We start from the raw sequence: 17898 nt of genomic DNA, 5'->3' as shown, positions 1-17898 counted from the left end.
CCGCTCGGAGCCCGTGGCACGGTGCTGCCGGCCGAGGGGCGGGACGGCCCGTTCCCCGGCCGTCAGTGGCGTGACATCACGTGAAGGTGCCGGGGTCAGGAAGCCGGCGGCGTACCACCTTCGCCGATGTGGGACAGCCGATCGACCGCATCCTTGGCTTTCTGTGTGCCGGACTCGATCTTGTCGGTGTACTTACCCTTGGTCTTTTGATCGACTGTGCGAGCGGCCTTGTCGAGCCCTTGGTCGATCTTGTCCCCGTGCTGCTGCGCAAAGTCGCCGACCTTGCCCTTCGCCGGGCTCAGCTTGGCCTTCAGACTGTCCATGAAGCCCATCGGGCACCTTCTCTGCTGGGGGACTGGAAACGGGCGCTCTCTCCGGCCCGGGCTGACGCCCTCACGGCAGCCACGACTTCGTTGGCCACCGGTTCGACCGCCCCTGAGGGTGATGACGAAACCGTGAAATAACGCCCATATGTGATCCATATTTTACTCGCGCGAGCGGAGTTCCGCGCCGAGCGGAGGCCACAGTCGCGTACGCGAACGTGCTGATCGCCTCCTGACCGCCAACGAGTCCGGCGTGGCGTCGTCACGTAGCTCGTTCGGGAAGAGGTCAAGAGGTTTGCGAGACTGGGGCAGTGAGCAGTCCATCTCCCGCACCGCGGGTCATCGCCGTCGTCGGTCCCACCGCAGCCGGAAAGTCGGATCTGGGGGTATTTCTTGCCCAGCAGCTCGGTGGCGAAGTGGTCAACGCCGACTCCATGCAGCTCTACCGGGGGATGGACATCGGCACCGCGAAACTGACACTCGCGGAGCGAGGATCCGTCCCCCATCGGCTGCTGGACATCTGGGACGTCACCGAGACCGCCAGTGTGGCGGAATACCAGCGGCTGGCCCGCATCGAGATCGACCGGCTGCTCTCGGAGGGCCGCACCCCTGTCCTGGTCGGCGGCTCCGGGCTGTACGTGAAGGGCGCCATCGACGCGCTGGAGTTCCCCGGAACCGACCCCGGCGTACGCGCCGTGCTGGAGCAGGAGCTGGCGGAGCAGGGTTCCGGCGCGCTTCACGAGCGGCTGGCGGCCGCTGACCCCGAGGCGGGCCGGGCCATCCTGCCGAGCAACGGGCGCCGTATCGTCCGGGCGCTCGAGGTCATCGAGATCACCGGCAAGCCGTTCACCGCCAACCTTCCGGGTGGCGAGGCGGTCTACGACGCCGTTCAGATCGGGGTCGACGTGGCCCGCCCCGAACTCGACGAACGCATCACCCTCCGGGTCGACCGGATGTGGGAGGACGGGCTCGTGGACGAGGTGCGCGCTCTGGAGGCGCAGGGGCTGCGCGAAGGGCGCACCGCCTCCAGGGCCCTGGGCTACCAGCAGGTGCTCGCCGCGCTGGCGCGGGAGTGCACCGAGGAGGAGGCGCGCGCCGAGACGGTACGCGCCACCAAACGCTTCGCGCGCCGCCAGGACTCCTGGTTCAGACGAGACCCGCGCGTCCACTGGCTGAATGGAGCCGCCGATCACCGAGGGGAACTCCCGCGGCAGGCTCTGGCGTTGGTCGAACGGGCGGTTACAGCCTGATCACGTGATGGCATCGGGAAGCCCTGCCAGTCATTTCGGTGACCAGGAGCGTGCCATCATCGAGCATCGATCCACCAGTGGAGTCCGAGTTGGGAGGGCGCGTGGCGATGGAGGCCGGCCCTCGCGACACAGAGCAGGACGCACCGGACACGCAGCACGAAGCGGGACGTCTGAGCCCTGACGGGCCCGACGAGCTCCAGGTGACCCCCGAGGTCGAGGTCGAGCTGCGGCCCGCACGCCGTCTGCGGATCTGGCAGCTCGCCCCGATCGTCATGCTCGCGGCGGTCGGCTCGCTGATGTTCGCCTTCCCGCTCGCCTTCGAGTTCGGCGACGGCGGTGCGGTCGTTGCCATGCTGGGTCTGCTGATCAGCTGCTGCGCCGCGGGCTGGGGCATGATGGCCGCCCGCCGCGTCGGACACACCTGGCCGGGACTGCCGCCCAGGGGTGCGGGCGAGCGCCCCGACTGGCGCGTGATCGCGTTGTACGTGGCGGTGTGCACGGTGCTGGTCGCGCTGGCCGTCTGGCGCGTGGCCCGACTGCGGTGAGGCGGAGCCCGGCGTGCCCCGTGCGGGTCCGGGGCGGCTGAGCTCCCACCGGTCCGAGCCGCCGGCCGTGCGGCCCGCCTTCGTCCACTGTCGGTACCGCCTCGTACAGTTGCCCTGTGAGCACCTCGCAGATCGCCTTCCTCAAGGGTCACGGCACCGAGAACGACTTCGTGATCGTTCCCGACCCGGACAACGCCGTCGACCTGCCCGCATCCGTCGTCGCCCGGCTCTGCGACCGCCGGGCCGGTATCGGCGGTGACGGGCTGCTGCACGTCGTCCGGTCGGCCGCGCACCCCGAGGCGCAGGCCATGGCAGACGCGGCCGAGTGGTTCATGGACTACCGCAATGCCGACGGCTCCGTCGCCGAGATGTGCGGCAATGGCGTGCGGGTCTTCGCCCGTTATCTGCAGCGCGCCGGGCTCGTCGAGGAGGGTGACCTCGCGGTCGCGACCCGTGGCGGCGTGAAGAGGGTGCACATCGCCAAGGGCGGCGAGGTCACGGTCTCCATGGGGCGTGCCCTGCTCCCCGGGGCCGGCGTCACCGTGACGGTGAACGGCCGCAGCTGGGACGCCCGGAACGTGAACATGGGCAACCCCCACGCGGTCGCGTTCGTCGACGACCTGGCGCACGCCGGTGAGCTGCTCTCCGTACCGCCGTTCGCCCCCGCCGCCGTCTACCCCGACGGTGTGAACATCGAGTTCGTGGTCGATCGCGGACCGCGCCATGTCGCGATGCGGGTCCACGAGCGCGGTTCCGGCGAGACACGTTCCTGCGGCACCGGCGCCTGCGCCGTGGCCGTCGCGGCAGCCCGCAGGGACGGCGCGGACCCCGCCGAGACCGGCACTCCTGTCACGTACACCGTCGACCTGCCCGGTGGCACCCTGGTGATCACCGAGCAGCCGGACGGCGAGATCGAGATGACCGGAGCCGCCGTGATCGTCGCCGAAGGCGTGATCGATCCGGCCTGGCTCGAAACGGCGCGAGGCTAGAGCTTCGCTCGAATGGGTGATCCGTTTCACGCTGAGCGAGAGCCGGACTCCGCCACGTGGTGGGGTCGGTAGCATCAAGCACCGGCCCGGAGGCGCGTCCGCACCTCCCCACCGCCGGTCGACGTTGCCGGAGGTGCCCCATGAGCGCAGAGGCCACCAATCCAGGTGCTCCCATCCGCAGACGAGGCCGTCCCCGGATCGATCTCCGCAGGCTCGGCCGCGTCGCTCTCGGCCCCGTCTCCCGCGACCGGCTGCCCGACGCGATCGGACACGTCGCAGAGGCCCACCGGGCCCACCATCCGGACGCCGACCTGAGCGTCCTGCGCAAGGCCTATCTCCTGGCGGAGTCCTCGCACCGGGGGCAGATGCGCAAGAGCGGCGAGCCGTACATCACGCATCCCCTCGCCGTCACCCTGATCCTCGCAGAGCTCGGCGCCGAGACGACCACGCTGACCGCGTCCCTGCTCCATGACACCGTCGAGGACACCGAGGTGACCCTCGACCAGGTACGGGAACAGTTCGGCGAAGAGGTCTGCTATCTCGTCGACGGCGTCACCAAACTGGAGAAGGTCGACTACGGGGCGGCCGCCGAGCCCGAGACCTTCCGCAAGATGCTCGTCGCCACCGGGGACGACGTCCGGGTGATGTCGATCAAGCTGGCCGACCGGCTGCACAACATGCGCACCCTCGGGGTGATGCGCCCCGAGAAGCAGGCGAGGATCGCCAAGGTCACCCGTGATGTGCTGATCCCCCTCGCCGAACGGCTAGGGGTGCAGGCGCTCAAGATCGAGCTGGAGGATCTTGTCTTCGCGATCCTCCATCCCGAGGAGTACGAACACACCCGGGCACTGATCGCCGCGGCCTCGGCCGGGTCGGCCGCCTCCGGGGACCCCCTCTCCGTCATCGCCGAGAACGTCAGAGCCGTGCTGCGGGACGCCGGCATTCCCGCGGAAGTCCTGATCAGGCCACGCCACCACGTCTCCGTGCACCGTGTCCGGATCAAACGCGGCGAACTGCGCGGTACCGACTTCGGCCGGCTGCTGGTGCTCGTGGGCGAGGACGCCGACTGCTATGCCGTCCTCGGCGAACTCCACACGTGTTTCACCCCGGTGATCTCCGAGTTCAAGGACTTCATCGCGGCGCCCAAGTTCAACCTGTACCAGTCGCTGCACACCGCGGTGGTCGGGGCGCACGGCGCGGTCGCGGAAGTTCTCATCCGTACGCATCAGATGCACAAGGTCGCCGAAGCGGGCGTCATCGCGCTCGGTAATCCCGGCACCGCGGACGGCGCCCCGGCGTCGATGGCCGAACCCGCGGACGGCGAGCGTGCCGACCCGACCCGGCCCGGATGGCTCTCCCGGCTCCTGGACTGGCAACAGGCCGCCCCCGACCCGGACACCTTCTGGACCACGCTCCGCGCCGACCTCGCCGAGGACCGTGAGATCACGGTGTTCCGCACCGACGGCGGCACGCTCGGGCTCCCCGCCGGAGCCAGCTGCGTCGACGCCGCCTATGCCCAGTACGGCAACGATGCGCACAGCTGTATCGGGGCCCGGGTCAACGGCCGGCTCGCCACGCTCTCCACCGTGCTCAGCGACGGAGACACCGTGCAGCTTCTGCTCGCCGAGGACGCGGCATCCGGCCCCTCGCCCGACTGGCTCGACCATGCCCGTACGCCCGCCGCGCGCATTGCGATCACCGGCTGGCTCGGAGCCCACCCGGAGGACGCCCAGCGGCCCTCCAGCAGCCGGCCTGCGGGCAGCAGGCCCGGGCCACAGTCCATGAACCCTGCACGCCCCGGAGGCAGCCGGTCCGCGGGCTCTCCGGCGACGGTCGTAGCGGGCCGGCCGGACGCCCCCGTACGTCTCGCCGGATGCTGTACCCCCGTACCCCCCGACGCCGTCACCGGATTCACCGTGCGAGGCGGCGCCGTCACCGTGCACCGGCAGGAGTGTCCCGCAGTGGCCCGGATGCAGGCCGCCGGCCGAACGCCCGTCGCCGTCGGCTGGGGCGACACGGCGGAGTGCCGGGTCACTCTGGTCGCCGAGTCCTTCGGACGGCCCCGGCTGCTCGCCGACCTCACCGAGGCCATCGCGACGGCGGACGCCGCGATCATTTCCGCCACCGTCGAACCCCCCAGTGAACAGCGCGTACGCCACACCTACACGCTTCAGCTCCCGGACGCCGCCGGACTGCCCGCGCTGATGCGCGCGATGCGTGACGTACCGGGGGTGTACGACGTGAGCCGCGCCCAGCACCCGGCCGCCGCCGTCTGACCGGGCGCCGGGCAGCGCCCAGCTGCCGCGGCGGCCCCTCGTTCGAGTGGCGCGGCGCGCGCCGCGCCCGTACCGGCAGTCGTCGCTGGTAGCCGTAGTCCATGCCGTTCATCCCCCGCCGCCTGCGGGCCGCCCTGCTGGCCGTTGCATCGGCCACCCTCGTTGCCGCCACCCTGCCCGCACCCGTGCCGCTCGGCATCGGGGACCCGCTCTTCCCGCACCTCGGCAACCCGGGCTACGACGTCCTCTCGTACGACATCGGGTTCACCTATCACGGCAGCAACACCAAGCCCCTGGACGCCGTCACCACGATCGACGCACGAACCACCGAACCGCTGGACCGGATCAACCTCGACTTCACCCGCGGCACCGTCCGTAGCGTCGACGTCAACGGTCTGCGTGCCGACTTCGCCGTCGCGGGCGAGGATCTGGTCGTCCGGCCCATCGGCAGGCTTCCGGCCGGAGTGCCGCTCCGCATCACCGTCCGGCACACCAGCGACCCGAGCGGCGACCAGAACAGCGGAGGCTGGCTGCGCACCTCCGACGGGCTGGCCATGGCCAACCAGGCCGACGCCGCGCACCGGGTCTTCCCCAGCAACGACCACCCCGCCGACAAGGCGTACTTCACCTTCCGGGTCACGGCGCCCCGGGGCCTGACGGTGGTCGCCAACGGACTGCCTGCCGGCACGGTGCGGCACGGCTCATCGACCACCTGGACGTACCGGACCGAACATCCCATGGCCACCGAGCTGGCCCAGGTCTCCATCGGGCGCTCCGCCGTCGTGCGGCGGACGGGACCCCATCGGCTGCCGGTCCGCGACGTGGTGCCGGCCGCCGACGCCAAGCGGCTCGAACGCTGGCTGAAGAAGACGCCGGGGCAGCTGGAATGGATGGAGCGGCAGGTCGGGCGGTACCCCTTCGAGACCTACGGACTGCTGATCGCCGACACGCAGACCGGCTTCGAGCTGGAGACCCAGACGCTCACGCTCTTCGAACGGTCCCTCTTCACCTCTGGTGGATACCCCGAGTGGTACCTCGAATCGATCATGGTGCACGAGCTGGCGCATCACTGGTTCGGCGACAGCGTCTCCCCGCAGGCCTGGTCCGATCTCTGGCTGAACGAGGGACATGCCAGCTGGTACGAGGCCCGTTACGCGGCAGAGCACGCAAAACAACCGCTGGAGCGCCGGATGCGCAACGCGTACACCAGGTCGGACGGCTGGCGCGCCACCGGAGGCCCGCCCGCCCGTCCCAAGCCGCCGTCGCCGGGCGGGAAGATCAGCATCTTCCGGCCGGTGGTGTACGACGGCAGCGCACTGGTCCTCTACGCGCTGCGTCAGGAGATCGGCGAGTCCGCCTTCGACCTGCTGGAACGCCGCTGGGTGAAGGCCCACCGGGACTCCACCGCGAGCACGTCCGACTTCGTCCGGCTGGCTTCGCGGATTGCGGGGCGCGATCTGACCGCGTTCTTCGACGGCTGGCTGTACGGGAAGAAGACGCCGCCGATGCCCGGGCATCCGGACTGGCACTCCGCGAAGCCCGCCGGACAGCGGTAAACCGGGATGACGGGCCCGACGGGGGCATGCCACTATCGACGGGTTGCCACGGCGGCCGGACCGGAGATTCTCCCCGAGGGGAATCTTCCGGGCACGTCACGCGTTGTGACTGACGTAACGGACTTCTATCGACGTAAGGATCCAATGACCTCCTCTTCTTCCCTTCCCCAGGACGCGCGGAATGCGCAGAGTGCCACGGAGAACGTCACCGAGAGCCTCACCGAAAGCCTTCGGGCCGACGCCCTGATGGAAGAGGACGTCGCCTGGAGCCACGAGATCGACGGAGAGCGGGACGGCGAGCAGTTCGACCGTTCCGAGCGTGCGGCGCTGCGGCGTGTGGCGGGTCTCTCCACGGAGCTCGAGGACGTCACCGAGGTCGAGTACCGACAGCTGCGCCTGGAGCGTGTGGTACTGGTCGGTGTCTGGACCACGGGGACCGTGCAGGACGCCGAGAATTCGCTCGCGGAGCTTGCAGCGCTTGCGGAGACGGCGGGCGCCCAGGTGCTCGACGCCGTCTTCCAGCGCCGTGACAAGCCCGACCCGGCCACGTACATCGGCTCGGGCAAGGCGCTGGAGCTGCGCGACATCGTCCTCGAATCAGGGGCCGACACCGTCGTCTGCGACGGTGAGCTCAGCCCCGGCCAGCTCATCCATCTCGAAGACGTCGTCAAGGTCAAGGTGGTCGACCGGACCGCACTGATCCTCGACATCTTCGCCCAGCACGCCAAGTCCCGAGAGGGCAAGGCACAGGTCTCGCTGGCACAGATGCAGTACATGCTGCCGCGACTGCGCGGTTGGGGTCAGTCGCTCTCCCGTCAGATGGGTGGCGGCGGTTCCAGCGGCGGTGGCGGCATGGCAACCCGTGGCCCTGGTGAGACCAAGATCGAGACGGACCGGCGTCGGATCCGCGAGAAGATGGCGAAGATGCGCCGGGAGATCGCGGAGATGAAGACCGGGCGCGAGATCAAGCGGCAGGAGCGCAAGCGCAACAAGGTGCCCTCGGTCGCCATCGCCGGCTACACCAACGCAGGCAAGTCCTCGCTCCTCAACCGGCTGACCGGTGCGGGCGTCCTCGTGGAGAACGCACTGTTCGCCACGCTGGACCCGACCGTCCGCCGGGCGGAGACGCCGACCGGCCGGATCTACACGCTGGCCGACACCGTCGGGTTCGTACGGCATCTGCCGCACCATCTCGTCGAGGCGTTCCGCTCCACGATGGAGGAGGTCGGCGAATCCGACCTGATCCTCCATGTGGTGGACGGTGCCCACCCGGTGCCCGAGGAGCAGCTCGCGGCGGTGCGTGAAGTGATCCGCGACGTGGGTGCGCTGGACGTGCCCGAGATCGTGGTGATCAACAAGGCGGACGCGGCCGACCCGGTGGTCCTGCAGCGGCTGCTGCGGATCGAGAAGCACGCCATCGCCGTCTCGGCGCGTACCGGTGCCGGTATCGAGGAGCTGCTCGCGCTCATCGACAGGGAACTGCCGCGGCCGTCGGTCGAGATCGAGGCGCTCGTTCCGTACACCCACGGCGGACTTGTCTCCCGAGTGCACGCCGACGGCGAAGTGATCTCCGAGGAACACACCTCGGAAGGCACGCTGCTCAAGGCCCGAGTGCATGAGGAACTGGCCGCGGACCTCGCGGCGTTCGCGCTCGCGGCGCACTGACCGCGCGGCACCGTACGGACCGAAGGCCCGACCCCTCGCAACTTGGGTTCGGGCCTTCGGGCATGAACGGGGCCTGTTACCGGCCGCCGAACCTGTCGCTCATCATCGTGAAGATCTCCTGCGCGCCCTGGCCCAGGTGCGGGCCTGCGAGCCAGCCGGAAGTCACCGGGCCGATGGACGTGTTGGACACCAGAGCCAGCTTGCCGTCGGCGCCCTCGCTGAACCAGCCGCCACCGGAGGAACCGCCGGTCATCGTGCAGCCGATGCGGTACATCGTCGGCGTGCTGGGGCTGACGGAGAGCCGGCCGGGGCGGTCGACACACTTGTGCATGATCAGACCGTTGTACGGGGGAGCCGCCGGGTAGCCCCAGGCGCCCATCGCGCCGATCTGCGAGATCTCGGGGGCGTCGAAGTTGACCGGCAGGGCGTTGCCCACGGTCTCCTCGAGGGACTTCGTGCCGTTCTGCGGCTTCACGTGCAGCACCGCGTAGTCGTACGGCGCACCCCCGCCGCCGGTGGGGCCGCCCGCGGAGATCCACTCGCCGGAGGATGCGGCCCAGTCGGCCCAGAACGCGCCGTACGGGGCGATCTCCTGCGGCTGGGCGTTCTCCAGCGCGGCAGCGGACTTGCCCTTGTCGTTGTACGCGGGGACGAAGACGATGTTGCGGTACCAGCCGCCCTTCGCGCCGGCGTGCACACAGTGCCCCGCAGTCCACACCAGGTTGGACCTGCCCGGATTCTTCGGGTCCTTGACGACCGTTCCCGAGCAGACCATGGAGCCCTCCGGGGAGTCGAAGAACACCTTGCCGACCGGGGCCGCATGCTCGTGGTACGGCAGGTCCTCGGGCTGCGCCTCGACCGGCGCGGGCTCCGGGTCCGAGACGCCCCGGTCACCGGAGAAGTCACTGGCCGCCATCGTCTTCGCCGGGTCCTTGGCGGATTTCATCCGCTCGGGCTTCCACAGCCCGTCGATCACGGGATTGACGAAGTCCTTGGCTTCACGCAGCCACTTGTCCTTGTCCCAGTTCTTCCACTCGCCGTTCTTCCACTTCTCCGGGTCGACGCCGTGCTTCCTGAGTGTCTCGGCCAGATCAGCGGGTATGGAGCCACTGCCGTCGTTGCCCTGGGCGGACTCGGTGGCGGCCGGCTTGTCGGCCGCGGTGTCCTCGCCCGGACCGCAGGCCGTGGCCGACAGCGCGAGCGCGGCGACGAGGCCGGTCGCGGCGAGCAGCGGACGTATGGATCGCATGGAGAGATTCCCCCTGAATCTTCGATGATTGCCATGAGCGTGTCATGTGATGGGTGGCGGGGCGGCCGCCACCGACGATGCGGGGCCACCTATTGCGCTCCCTGGCACGGCCCCCGACGCTGGGTCATGCGGCCTGAGGGGCGCCTGCCGACCGGAGTGCGCACCGGCCCGCAACGGCCTCCGGGACGACTGTCGCACCGGAGGCCTGTGAACAGCCGTCAACCGGGAGTCCCGAGGCGACCGTCCGCACGCGCTACTGCCCGGCGTACTTCCTGCTGACCGCGTCGTAGACGCCCTTCGCCTCCTTGCCGAGGCGCGGTCCGGCCAGCCAGCCGGCCGTCACCGGGCCGATGGACGTGTTCGACACGAGGGCGGGCTTGCCGTCCTGACCCGTCGCGACCCAGCCGCCACCGGAGGAACCGCCGGTCATGCTGCACCCGACGCGGTACATCGTCGGGTCCTCCTTGGCGAGCGAGAGCCGGCCCGGCTTGTCCTTGCACTGCAGCAGCTGCTGGCCGTCGTACGGCGGAGCCGCCGGGAATCCGGTCGCCGTCATGCTGGCGATCTCGGGTACGGCCGGAGCGTTGAAGTCGACGGGCAGAGCCGAACCGACCGTCTCCTCCAGCGACTTCCCGGTCGCCCCCTTCTCAGGGGCGACACGCAGCACCGCGAAGTCGTACGGAGCGCCCTGGCCACCGGTGGGTCCGCCCTCGGCGATCCACTGGTCGGACGTCTGCGCCCACTGGCCCCACCACACGCCGTAGGGGGCGACCTTCTCCTTGGGCGCGTTCCGCAGCTCGGCGAGCGAAAGGCCACTGTTGTTGTAGGACGGCACGAAGGCGATGTTGCGGTACCAGCCGCCGTTCCTGCCCGCGTGCACACAGTGCCCCGCAGTCCACACCATGTTGGACCTGCCGGGGTTCGCCGGGTCCTTCACCACGGTTGCGGAGCAGACCATGGAGCCCTCGGGGCCGTCGAAGAAGAGCTTTCCGGACTCCGCCGCGCTGTCGTGGAAGGGAGTCCGCACATGCGCCGCCCGCACCGGCGCGGGCGTCGGGTCCGTCACACCCGCATCGCCCGAGATGTCGTTGTCGACCGGCTGCTCGGGTGCCTTGTCCGCATCGCGCATGCGGTCCGGGTCCCAGAGGCCCTCGATGATCGGGTTGACGAAGTCCTGGGCCTCACGCAGCCACTTGTCCTTGTCCCAGTTCTTCCACTCGCCGTTCTTCCACTGGTCGAGGTCGATCCCGTGCTCCTTGAGCCGGTCCTTCAGATCGTCCGGAATGGTGATCTTTCCGTCGGAAGACTGGGCGGAAGAGCTGCTCGGCTCGGCATCGGCCTTGTCCTCGCTCGGCCCGCAGGCGGTTGCGGTGAGCGCGAGAACGGCCGTGACCGCGGCCACGGCGAGTACGGCGGAGGGCGCGCGGCGCGCCCTCCTGCTCCGGCGCGCCGTGAGAACTGGTCGAATGGCTCGCATGTGGTGATCCCCCTGGGACTTCGTAACTCAACACTTCTGTAATGCAGTCGGACGCGGCTCTGAACACTTCGACGCCAACGCACCGGGAACTCCGGCGGTGTTGGCCGAAGCTCCGGCACGGTCCCCCACTATGCCGGTGCCGGTGGGGACGGTGCGCGGCAGGGCCACGGTTCCGCCCCCGCAGGGATCTTCAGATTTACCCGTGATCCTCTGCGCCCGGCGTCGTTGGTACGTACGAGGGACATGCGGACAGCGTTCAGCCCAGCAGTCCGTCCTTGCGGAAACGTACTGACGCGCAACGCAACTGTTACAGCAGGAGGACCAACAGCCGTGGCCGTGACCGAACCAGCACCATTGGCCCCACCCGCGGCGCATGAGGGAATCCTCCGCCGGCAGGCGCTGCGCGAATCGGCGGCCCGTACCTACGCGCGGTCACTGCCGATCGTGCCGGTTCGGGCCCGAGGGCTGACCATCGAAGGCGCGGACGGACGACGCTATCTCGACTGTCTCTCCGGAGCGGGCACGCTGGCCCTCGGTCACAACCATCCCGTGGTTCTGGAAGCGATCAAGAAGGTCATCGACTCCGGTGCGCCCCTCCACGTGCTCGACCTGGCAACCCCGGTCAAGGACGCCTTCACCACGGAGCTGTTTGCCACACTCCCGCGGCAGTTCGCCGACAACGCCCGGATCCAGTTCTGCGGACCGGCCGGCACGGACGCAGTCGAAGCGGCCTTCAAACTGGTCCGCGCCGCCACGGGGCGCAGCGGACTCCTGGCCTTCACCGGGGCGTACCACGGTATGACGGCAGGAGCCCTCGCGGCCTCCGGCGGCGCCGATGACGTCCGAGTGACCCGGCTGCCCTTCCCGCAGAACTACCGCTGCCCCTTCGGTATCGGAGGCGAGCGCGGGGCGGACATCGCCGCGCGGTGGACCGAGAACCTCCTCGACGACCCCAAGGGCGGAGCACCCGCGCCGGCCGGAATGATCCTGGAACCGGTGCAGGGCGAAGGCGGCGTGAACCCCGCTCCCGACAGCTGGATGCGCCGGATGCGCGAGATCACCAGGGCCCGCTCCATCCCCCTGATCGCCGACGAGGTCCAGACCGGCGTCGGGCGCACCGGCGCCTTCTGGGCGGTCGAGCACAGCGGGATCGTCCCCGACGTGATGGTGCTCTCCAAGGCCATCGGCGGCTCCCTTCCGCTCGCTGTGATCGTCTACCGCGCCGAACTCGACACCTGGCAGCCGGGGGCGCACGCCGGCACATTCCGCGGCAACCAACTCGCGATGGCGGCCGGCACGGCCACGCTCGCCTACGTACGTGAGAACCGGCTCGCCGAGCGAGCCGCGACGCTCGGCGCCCGTATGCTCGCCCGCCTCCAGGCCCTGGCCATCGACCATCCGTGCATCGGTGACGTCCGCGGGCGGGGACTGATGATCGGAGTGGAACTCGTCGACCCCGAGGCCCGTGCAGATGCCGGCGCCACCGGAGCCGGCTCCGAGGCACCGCCCGATCCGGTCCTCGCCTCCGCAGTGCAGCAGGAATGCCTGCGCCGCGGCCTCATCGTCGAACTCGGCGGACGCCACTCCACCGTCGTACGCCTGCTCCCACCCCTCACGCTCACCGACGAACAGGCAACAGCGGTCATCGACCGCCTCGCCGACGCCCTGGCAGCTGCCGAGCGCTCGCCGGACCGCCGAACCACGACCGGGTCGGCCCGCTGACCCCGGACACCTCACAAGGAAGACCGCCGTGAACCCCACCCCCGCGCCCGAGGCCGACGGGCCTCCCGCCGGCCAGCAGCGAGGACAGGCCGGGCTCGTCGGCCGACTCGCAGTCGAGCAGACGATCGTGCCCCGACAGAAGGCCGCGCTTCGAGGCACCTGGCGCACCCCCCAGGCACCATCGGCCGGCACAGGAACAGCCGATCTGCTAGACCACCCGGACCCACTCGTGGCAGCAGACACCGCAGGTGTCGAGAACCTGCTGCGCTGCTGGGTCCGGGAGAACGACCTGCCCCGACCGGACCGGGACACCCTCCGGATCCCGCTGCCCGCCAGCGGCACCGCCCTGCTCGCCCCCGTCGTCTACTGGTCCGCCACGGGATGGCACCGCTTCGGCCTGCCCACTCTGGAGGACGCACCCGACGGCGCGCCCGCCACCGATGCCGTCACCGTTGCGGCCCTGCTGGGCCGGGAGGCAGGCCGCAACGAAGGCGCCGACATGGTGGCCAGGGTCGCCGACTCGGTACGCCGCACCGCCGGGTTCATCGCCGAGCGGCGCCGTACACCCATCGCTGCCGCCGAGGCAGACCTCTTCCTCACCGCCGAGCAGTCACTCCTGCTCGGACACCCCCTGCACCCGACGCCCAAGAGCCGCGAGGGCCTCTCCGAATCCGAATCCCTCCTCTACTCACCCGAGTTGCACGGCTCCTTCCCGTTGCACTGGATGGCCGTCGACCGGTCCGTGCTGGCCACGGAGTCCTCCTGGACGGAAGGCGGCCGGCCCGTACCGGCCGAGGATCTGGTCGCGCGGCACGCGGAGGGACTGCACCTGCCCCGGAACACCGCACCGATTCCGCTCCACCCCTGGCAGGCACGCGAACTGAGCCACCGGCCCGAAGTCGCCACCCTGCTCGATCAGAACCTCCTCCACGACCTCGGTCCACACGGCAAGCACTGGCACCCCACGTCCTCCGTCCGGACCGTTCATCAGCCCGGCGCCGACGTCATGCTCAAGCTCTCCCTCGGCGTACGCATCACCAACTCCCGTCGTGAGAACCTCCGCAAGGAACTCCACCGTGGAGTGGAGGTGCACCGGCTGCTCCGCAGCGGACTCGCCACGCAGTGGCACGCCGCCCATCCCGGCTTCGACATCGTCCGCGACCCTGCCTGGCTCGCCGTCGACGCTCCGGAGGGCGGGCCCGTCCCCGGACTCGATGTCATGCTCCGCCACAATCCGTTCCACCCGCTCGACGACGCGGTGTGCATCGCCGGCCTCACGGCCCCGCGCCCCTGGCCCGGCCGGCTGGGCATGCACTCGCGCCTCGCAGATGTCATCCTGCGTCTCGCCGCCGCCACGGGCAGGACCAAGGGAGCCGTTGCCGCCGAGTGGTTCCTGCGCTACCTAGACCGTGTCGTACGCCCCGTGCTCTGGCTCGATGCCACAGCGGGCGTCGCCCTCGAAGCCCACCAGCAGAACACGCTGGTGCTACTCGACGCCGACGGCTGGCCCGTCGGCGGCCGCTACCGGGACAATCAGGGCTACTACTTCCGCGAGTCCCACCGGGCAGCCCTGGAGCGCAGGCTCCCTGGCATCGGAATGCTCAGTGACACCTTCGTCTCCGACTCGGTCACCGACGAACGCTTCGCCTACTACCTGGGCATCAACAACCTCTTCGGTCTGATCGGAGCCTTCGGCGCCCAACAGCTCGCCGATGAGCAGGTGCTGATCGCCGCGCTCCGCCGCTTCCTCGGCGCAGCCTCCGGCCTCGGCTCCCCGCTCCCCGCGCATCTGCTGGAGAGCCCACAACTGCGGTGCAAGGCCAACCTGCTGACCCGGCTGCACGGCCTCGACGAACTCGTCGGGCCGGTCGACACCCAGTCCGTCTATGTCACCATCGCCAACCCCCTTTTCGCCTGAAGGAACACGACCACCGTCTGAACTGCCGAGAGGAGAGGCGACACCGTGCCTCCCGCCGATGCGTACCCCGGCGCCGGAACCGGACCTGCCTCCCCATCCGGTACGGGTGCCGAGGACACCCTGGACCTGCAACTCCCCGACGAATTCCTCGCCCTGTTCGGGGAAGACACACCGGCAACGGCAACGCCGTCATCCGCCCCGCAGCTCAACGGACCCCTGCATCTGGAGGGGGACCTCGCCCAGGGCGGATCCGGGCCGACCGAGGGGGAGGATGTGAGCGCAGGCACGCCCACCGGCGCGCGCCCGAGCGCAGGCACGCGTGGTGCCATGGGCATGCTGGAGAATCCCGACCTGCTCGACAGTCCGGCCGAGTGGGGACCGGTCACCACACCGGCTGGAGTCTTCCAGCTGGTCCCTGTACGCCTGGAACGCGATCTGGCGGTGATCAGCCGCTGGATGAACGACCCTGCAGTCGCCGCGTTCTGGGCACTCGCCGGTGCGGAAGCCGTCACCGCCGCGCACCTGCGCCCCCAACTCGAAGGCGACGGACGCAGCGTTCCCTGCCTGGGCGTCCTGTCCGGCGTTCCCATGAGCTATTGGGAGATCTACCGCGCGGACCTCGACCCGGTGGCGCGTCACTACCCCGCCCGACCGCATGACACCGGAATCCACCTCCTCATCGGCGGCGTGACCGACCGCGGGCGCGGCGTCGGCACCACTCTGCTCCGGGCCGTCTCCGACCTCGTACTCGACAACCGTCGGCAATGCGCCCGCGTCATTGCGGAACCCGACCTGCGCAACACCCCCTCCGTCTCCGCCTTCCTGAGCGCCGGCTTCCGGCTTTCCGCGGAAGTCGAACTCCCCGACAAGCAAGCCGCGCTGATGATCCGCGACCGAGCCCACCGAGCCCAGCTGTGAACGACCTGCTGCATTACATACACCGCTCGCATCCCATCGGTTCCGTCCCGAGGAGTCCCCGTGCCGCAATATCCCGCGAACCATGAATCAGTGGAGTCGCCCGAGCTGCTCAGCACCCCGGAGCTGGACCGGACGGTGTGGGACCGGGCGGCCACCCGGCTGCTCGCGAAAATGCTCGGAGAGTTTGCGTACGAGGAAGTCATCGAGCCGGCCGTTCAGCCCGGCGGGAACGACACCTACACCCTGGCGCTCGACAACGGCGGAACCCTGAGCTTCCGCGCCGGACGCGGTGTCTACGGCAGCTGGCACGTCGCCCCCGGCTCGATTCGCGTCACCGAGGGGAACGTCCCTGCGCGGACCGCCCATGACCGGCACACCTCTGCACGGACCGCCCAGGACCGTAACCCCCCTGAGCAGGCCCCCCAGGAAGGCAGCGCCCGGACCGCTCCCTTCCGCGATCCGCTGCAGTTCCTCGCCCGGGCCCGGCACCTGCTCCGTCTCGACGGTGCCACCCTCGGCCACCTCATCCGCGAGATCACCACGACGCTTGCCGCGGATGCCCGGCTGGATCACACCGCGCTGACTGCCGCGCAACTCGCCGAGCTCGATTACGCGGAACTCGAAGGACACCAGACCGGCCACCCCTGGCTCGTCGCGAACAAGGGACGCCTGGGCTTCTCCGCCACCGACGCCTCCCGCTTCACGCCCGAAGCCCGCCGACCGGTCAGGCTGCCGTGGATCGCCGTCAGCACCCGGATCGGTGGATACCGCGGTGTGACCGGCCTTGCCAGCCCCGAGCAGCTCTATGCACAGGAACTCGACGCCCCGGTCCTCGCGTCCTTCGCCGCCGAGCTCCGCGCCCGAGGTCTCGATCCCGGTGCCTACCTCTTTCTTCCCGTGCACCCCTGGCAGTGGGACGAATGGATCGTTCCGCTGTTCGCGCCGGCCATCGCCTCCAGCGACATCGTTGCGCTGCACACCGACGGTGATCTCCGGTTGCCGCAGCAGTCCATCCGTACGTTCACCAACCTGGGACGGCCCGAGCGGCGCACCGTCAAGCTGCCGCTGTCGATCCTCAACACCCTGGTCTGGCGGGGGCTCCCGACCGAGCGCACCTTCGCGGCTCCGGCGGTCACCACCTGGGTCCAGGGCCTGCGCGATCGCGACCCGTTTCTGCGCGACACGTGCGGCGTCATTCTGCTCGGCGAGGTGGCCTCCGTAACGGTCGAGCACCCCCTGTACAACCATCTCCCCGAGACGCCCTACCAGTTCAAGGAGATCCTCGGCGCGATCTGGCGCGAGCCGCTCGAACCCCGGCTCGCGCCCGGCGAGCGTGCCCGTACCCTCGCCTCGCTGCTCCACACGGATCCGCAGGGCCGCGGCTTCACCGCCGAACTCGTGACCCGTTCGGGTCTGACCCCCACTGCCTGGCTGACCCGGCTCTTCGCGGCGCTGCTCCCGCCCCTGCTGCACTTCCTCTACCAGTACGGAACGGTCTTCTCCCCGCACGGCGAGAACGCCATCGTCGTCTTCGACGGCCAGGACGTGCCCGTACGGCTGGCGATCAAGGACTTCGTCGACGATGTGAACATCAGCGCCCAGCCGCTGCCCGAGCACGCGACCATGCCGGAGGACGTACGCGACGTCCTCCTCACCGAGGAGCCCGGCTTCCTCACCCAGTTCATCCACTCGGGACTCTTCGTCGGCGTCTTCCGCTTCCTGTCACGCCTCTGCGAGGAACAGCTGGGGGTCCCGGAGGCCGAATTCTGGTCACTTGTCCGGGCCGAAATTCTGCGGTACCACGCCCGCTTTCCCGAGCTCAAGGAGAGGTTCGAGATGTTCGACATGCTGACGCCGCGCATCGAGCGCCTCTGCCTGAACCGCAACCGGCTGTATCGGGATGGTTACCGCGATCGGTCGGAGCGCCCGCACGCAGCCGTCCACGGTACTGTTCCCAACCCCCTCCACCCCGCCGCCCGAATCCTGGAGTGATCTCCGTTGTCAGTGGTG

Annotated in this window: 13 protein-coding genes; 10 read left to right on the top strand and 3 right to left on the bottom strand. The window is 69.7% G+C overall.

All coding sequences use genetic code 11. The features are described from left to right. Positions 1 to 95: 95 nt before the first annotated feature. Positions 96 to 332, bottom strand: coding sequence for an antitoxin (locus OG878_RS11445; RefSeq protein WP_328886687.1), 237 nt, complete (start codon positions 330 to 332; stop codon positions 96 to 98). Between the two features lie 302 nt (positions 333 to 634). Here OG878_RS11445 and miaA point away from each other — a divergent pair, with 302 nt between their 5' ends. The 6 genes from miaA to hflX all read left to right on the top strand — a co-directional run bounded on the left by miaA (position 635) and on the right by hflX (position 8604). Beyond that, positions 635 to 1573 (top strand): tRNA (adenosine(37)-N6)-dimethylallyltransferase MiaA, encoded by a 939-nt coding sequence (gene miaA, locus OG878_RS11440; RefSeq protein ID WP_328886686.1) that lies wholly within the window; start codon positions 635 to 637, stop codon positions 1571 to 1573. A gap of 107 nt (positions 1574 to 1680) precedes the next feature. Beyond that, positions 1681 to 2118 carry a hypothetical protein gene (locus OG878_RS11435; protein WP_328891207.1) on the top strand — a complete coding sequence of 146 codons (438 nt, stop codon included), beginning with the start codon at positions 1681 to 1683 and terminating at the stop codon, positions 2116 to 2118. A gap of 116 nt (positions 2119 to 2234) precedes the next feature. After that, entirely contained in the window at positions 2235 to 3107 is an 873-nt protein-coding gene (dapF, locus tag OG878_RS11430) for a diaminopimelate epimerase (RefSeq protein WP_328886685.1), read from the top strand. A 140-nt stretch (positions 3108 to 3247) separates the two neighbouring features. Further along, on the top strand, positions 3248 to 5383 hold the full coding sequence (locus OG878_RS11425; protein ID WP_328886684.1) for a RelA/SpoT family protein: 2136 nt from the start codon (positions 3248 to 3250) through the stop codon (positions 5381 to 5383). 101 nt (positions 5384 to 5484) lie between these two features. After that, on the top strand, positions 5485 to 6939 hold the full coding sequence (locus tag OG878_RS11420) for a M1 family metallopeptidase (RefSeq protein ID WP_328886683.1): 1455 nt from the start codon (positions 5485 to 5487) through the stop codon (positions 6937 to 6939). A gap of 144 nt (positions 6940 to 7083) precedes the next feature. Continuing rightward, complete coding sequence (hflX, locus tag OG878_RS11415; RefSeq protein ID WP_277328752.1) at positions 7084 to 8604, top strand: GTPase HflX; 1521 nt, start codon at positions 7084 to 7086, stop codon at positions 8602 to 8604. A gap of 76 nt (positions 8605 to 8680) precedes the next feature. Here the strand turns inward: hflX and OG878_RS11410 are convergent, their stop codons facing one another. Together OG878_RS11410 and OG878_RS11405 are read right to left on the bottom strand one after the other, a co-directional pair. After that, the gene (locus OG878_RS11410; RefSeq protein ID WP_328886682.1) at positions 8681 to 9853 is read right to left on the bottom strand and encodes a trypsin-like serine peptidase; all 1173 of its coding nucleotides are present in this window, start codon (positions 9851 to 9853) and stop codon (positions 8681 to 8683) included. A 253-nt stretch (positions 9854 to 10106) separates the two neighbouring features. Next, the gene (locus OG878_RS11405; RefSeq protein WP_328886681.1) at positions 10107 to 11330 is read right to left on the bottom strand and encodes a trypsin-like serine peptidase; all 1224 of its coding nucleotides are present in this window, start codon (positions 11328 to 11330) and stop codon (positions 10107 to 10109) included. A 330-nt stretch (positions 11331 to 11660) separates the two neighbouring features. On the opposite strand from OG878_RS11405, the gene OG878_RS11400 reads away from it, so the two are divergent. From OG878_RS11400 to OG878_RS11385, 4 genes are read left to right on the top strand one after another with little or no spacing between them, the layout of a single operon-like run. Next, complete coding sequence (locus OG878_RS11400) at positions 11661 to 13052, top strand: diaminobutyrate--2-oxoglutarate transaminase family protein (RefSeq protein WP_328886680.1); 1392 nt, start codon at positions 11661 to 11663, stop codon at positions 13050 to 13052. 28 nt (positions 13053 to 13080) lie between these two features. Next, positions 13081 to 14970, top strand: a complete 1890-nt coding sequence (locus OG878_RS11395) for an IucA/IucC family protein (protein ID WP_328886679.1) — start codon at positions 13081 to 13083, stop codon at positions 14968 to 14970. Positions 14971 to 15015: 45 nt separating this feature from the next. Continuing rightward, positions 15016 to 15888: a GNAT family N-acetyltransferase gene (locus tag OG878_RS11390; RefSeq protein WP_328886678.1), complete on the top strand. Its 873-nt coding sequence runs from the start codon at positions 15016 to 15018 to the stop codon at positions 15886 to 15888. A gap of 60 nt (positions 15889 to 15948) precedes the next feature. After that, positions 15949 to 17880, top strand: coding sequence for an IucA/IucC family protein (locus tag OG878_RS11385; protein ID WP_328886677.1), 1932 nt, complete (start codon positions 15949 to 15951; stop codon positions 17878 to 17880). Positions 17881 to 17898 lie beyond the last annotated feature (18 nt).

It is taken from the genome of Streptomyces sp. NBC_00316 (assembly GCF_036158715.1).
Taxonomy (GTDB): Bacteria; Actinomycetota; Actinomycetes; order Streptomycetales; family Streptomycetaceae; genus Streptomyces.
Note: the sequence above shows the minus strand (reverse complement) of the source record. Positions and strands in the feature narration are given on the sequence as shown.

What these genes read in the sequence shown, in the direction of transcription:
- OG878_RS11445 (WP_328886687.1), bottom strand. Translation starts at nt 332, where the DNA reads ATGGGCTTCATGGACAGTCTGAAGGCCAAGCTGAGCCCGGCGAAGGGC.
- OG878_RS11435 (WP_328891207.1), top strand. Translation starts at nt 1,681, where the DNA reads ATGGAGGCCGGCCCTCGCGACACAGAGCAGGACGCACCGGACACGCAG.
- OG878_RS11425 (WP_328886684.1), top strand. Translation starts at nt 3,248, where the DNA reads ATGAGCGCAGAGGCCACCAATCCAGGTGCTCCCATCCGCAGACGAGGC.
- OG878_RS11420 (WP_328886683.1), top strand. Translation starts at nt 5,485, where the DNA reads ATGCCGTTCATCCCCCGCCGCCTGCGGGCCGCCCTGCTGGCCGTTGCA.
- hflX (WP_277328752.1), top strand. Translation starts at nt 7,084, where the DNA reads ATGACCTCCTCTTCTTCCCTTCCCCAGGACGCGCGGAATGCGCAGAGT.
- OG878_RS11410 (WP_328886682.1), bottom strand. Translation starts at nt 9,853, where the DNA reads ATGCGATCCATACGTCCGCTGCTCGCCGCGACCGGCCTCGTCGCCGCG.
- OG878_RS11405 (WP_328886681.1), bottom strand. Translation starts at nt 11,330, where the DNA reads ATGCGAGCCATTCGACCAGTTCTCACGGCGCGCCGGAGCAGGAGGGCG.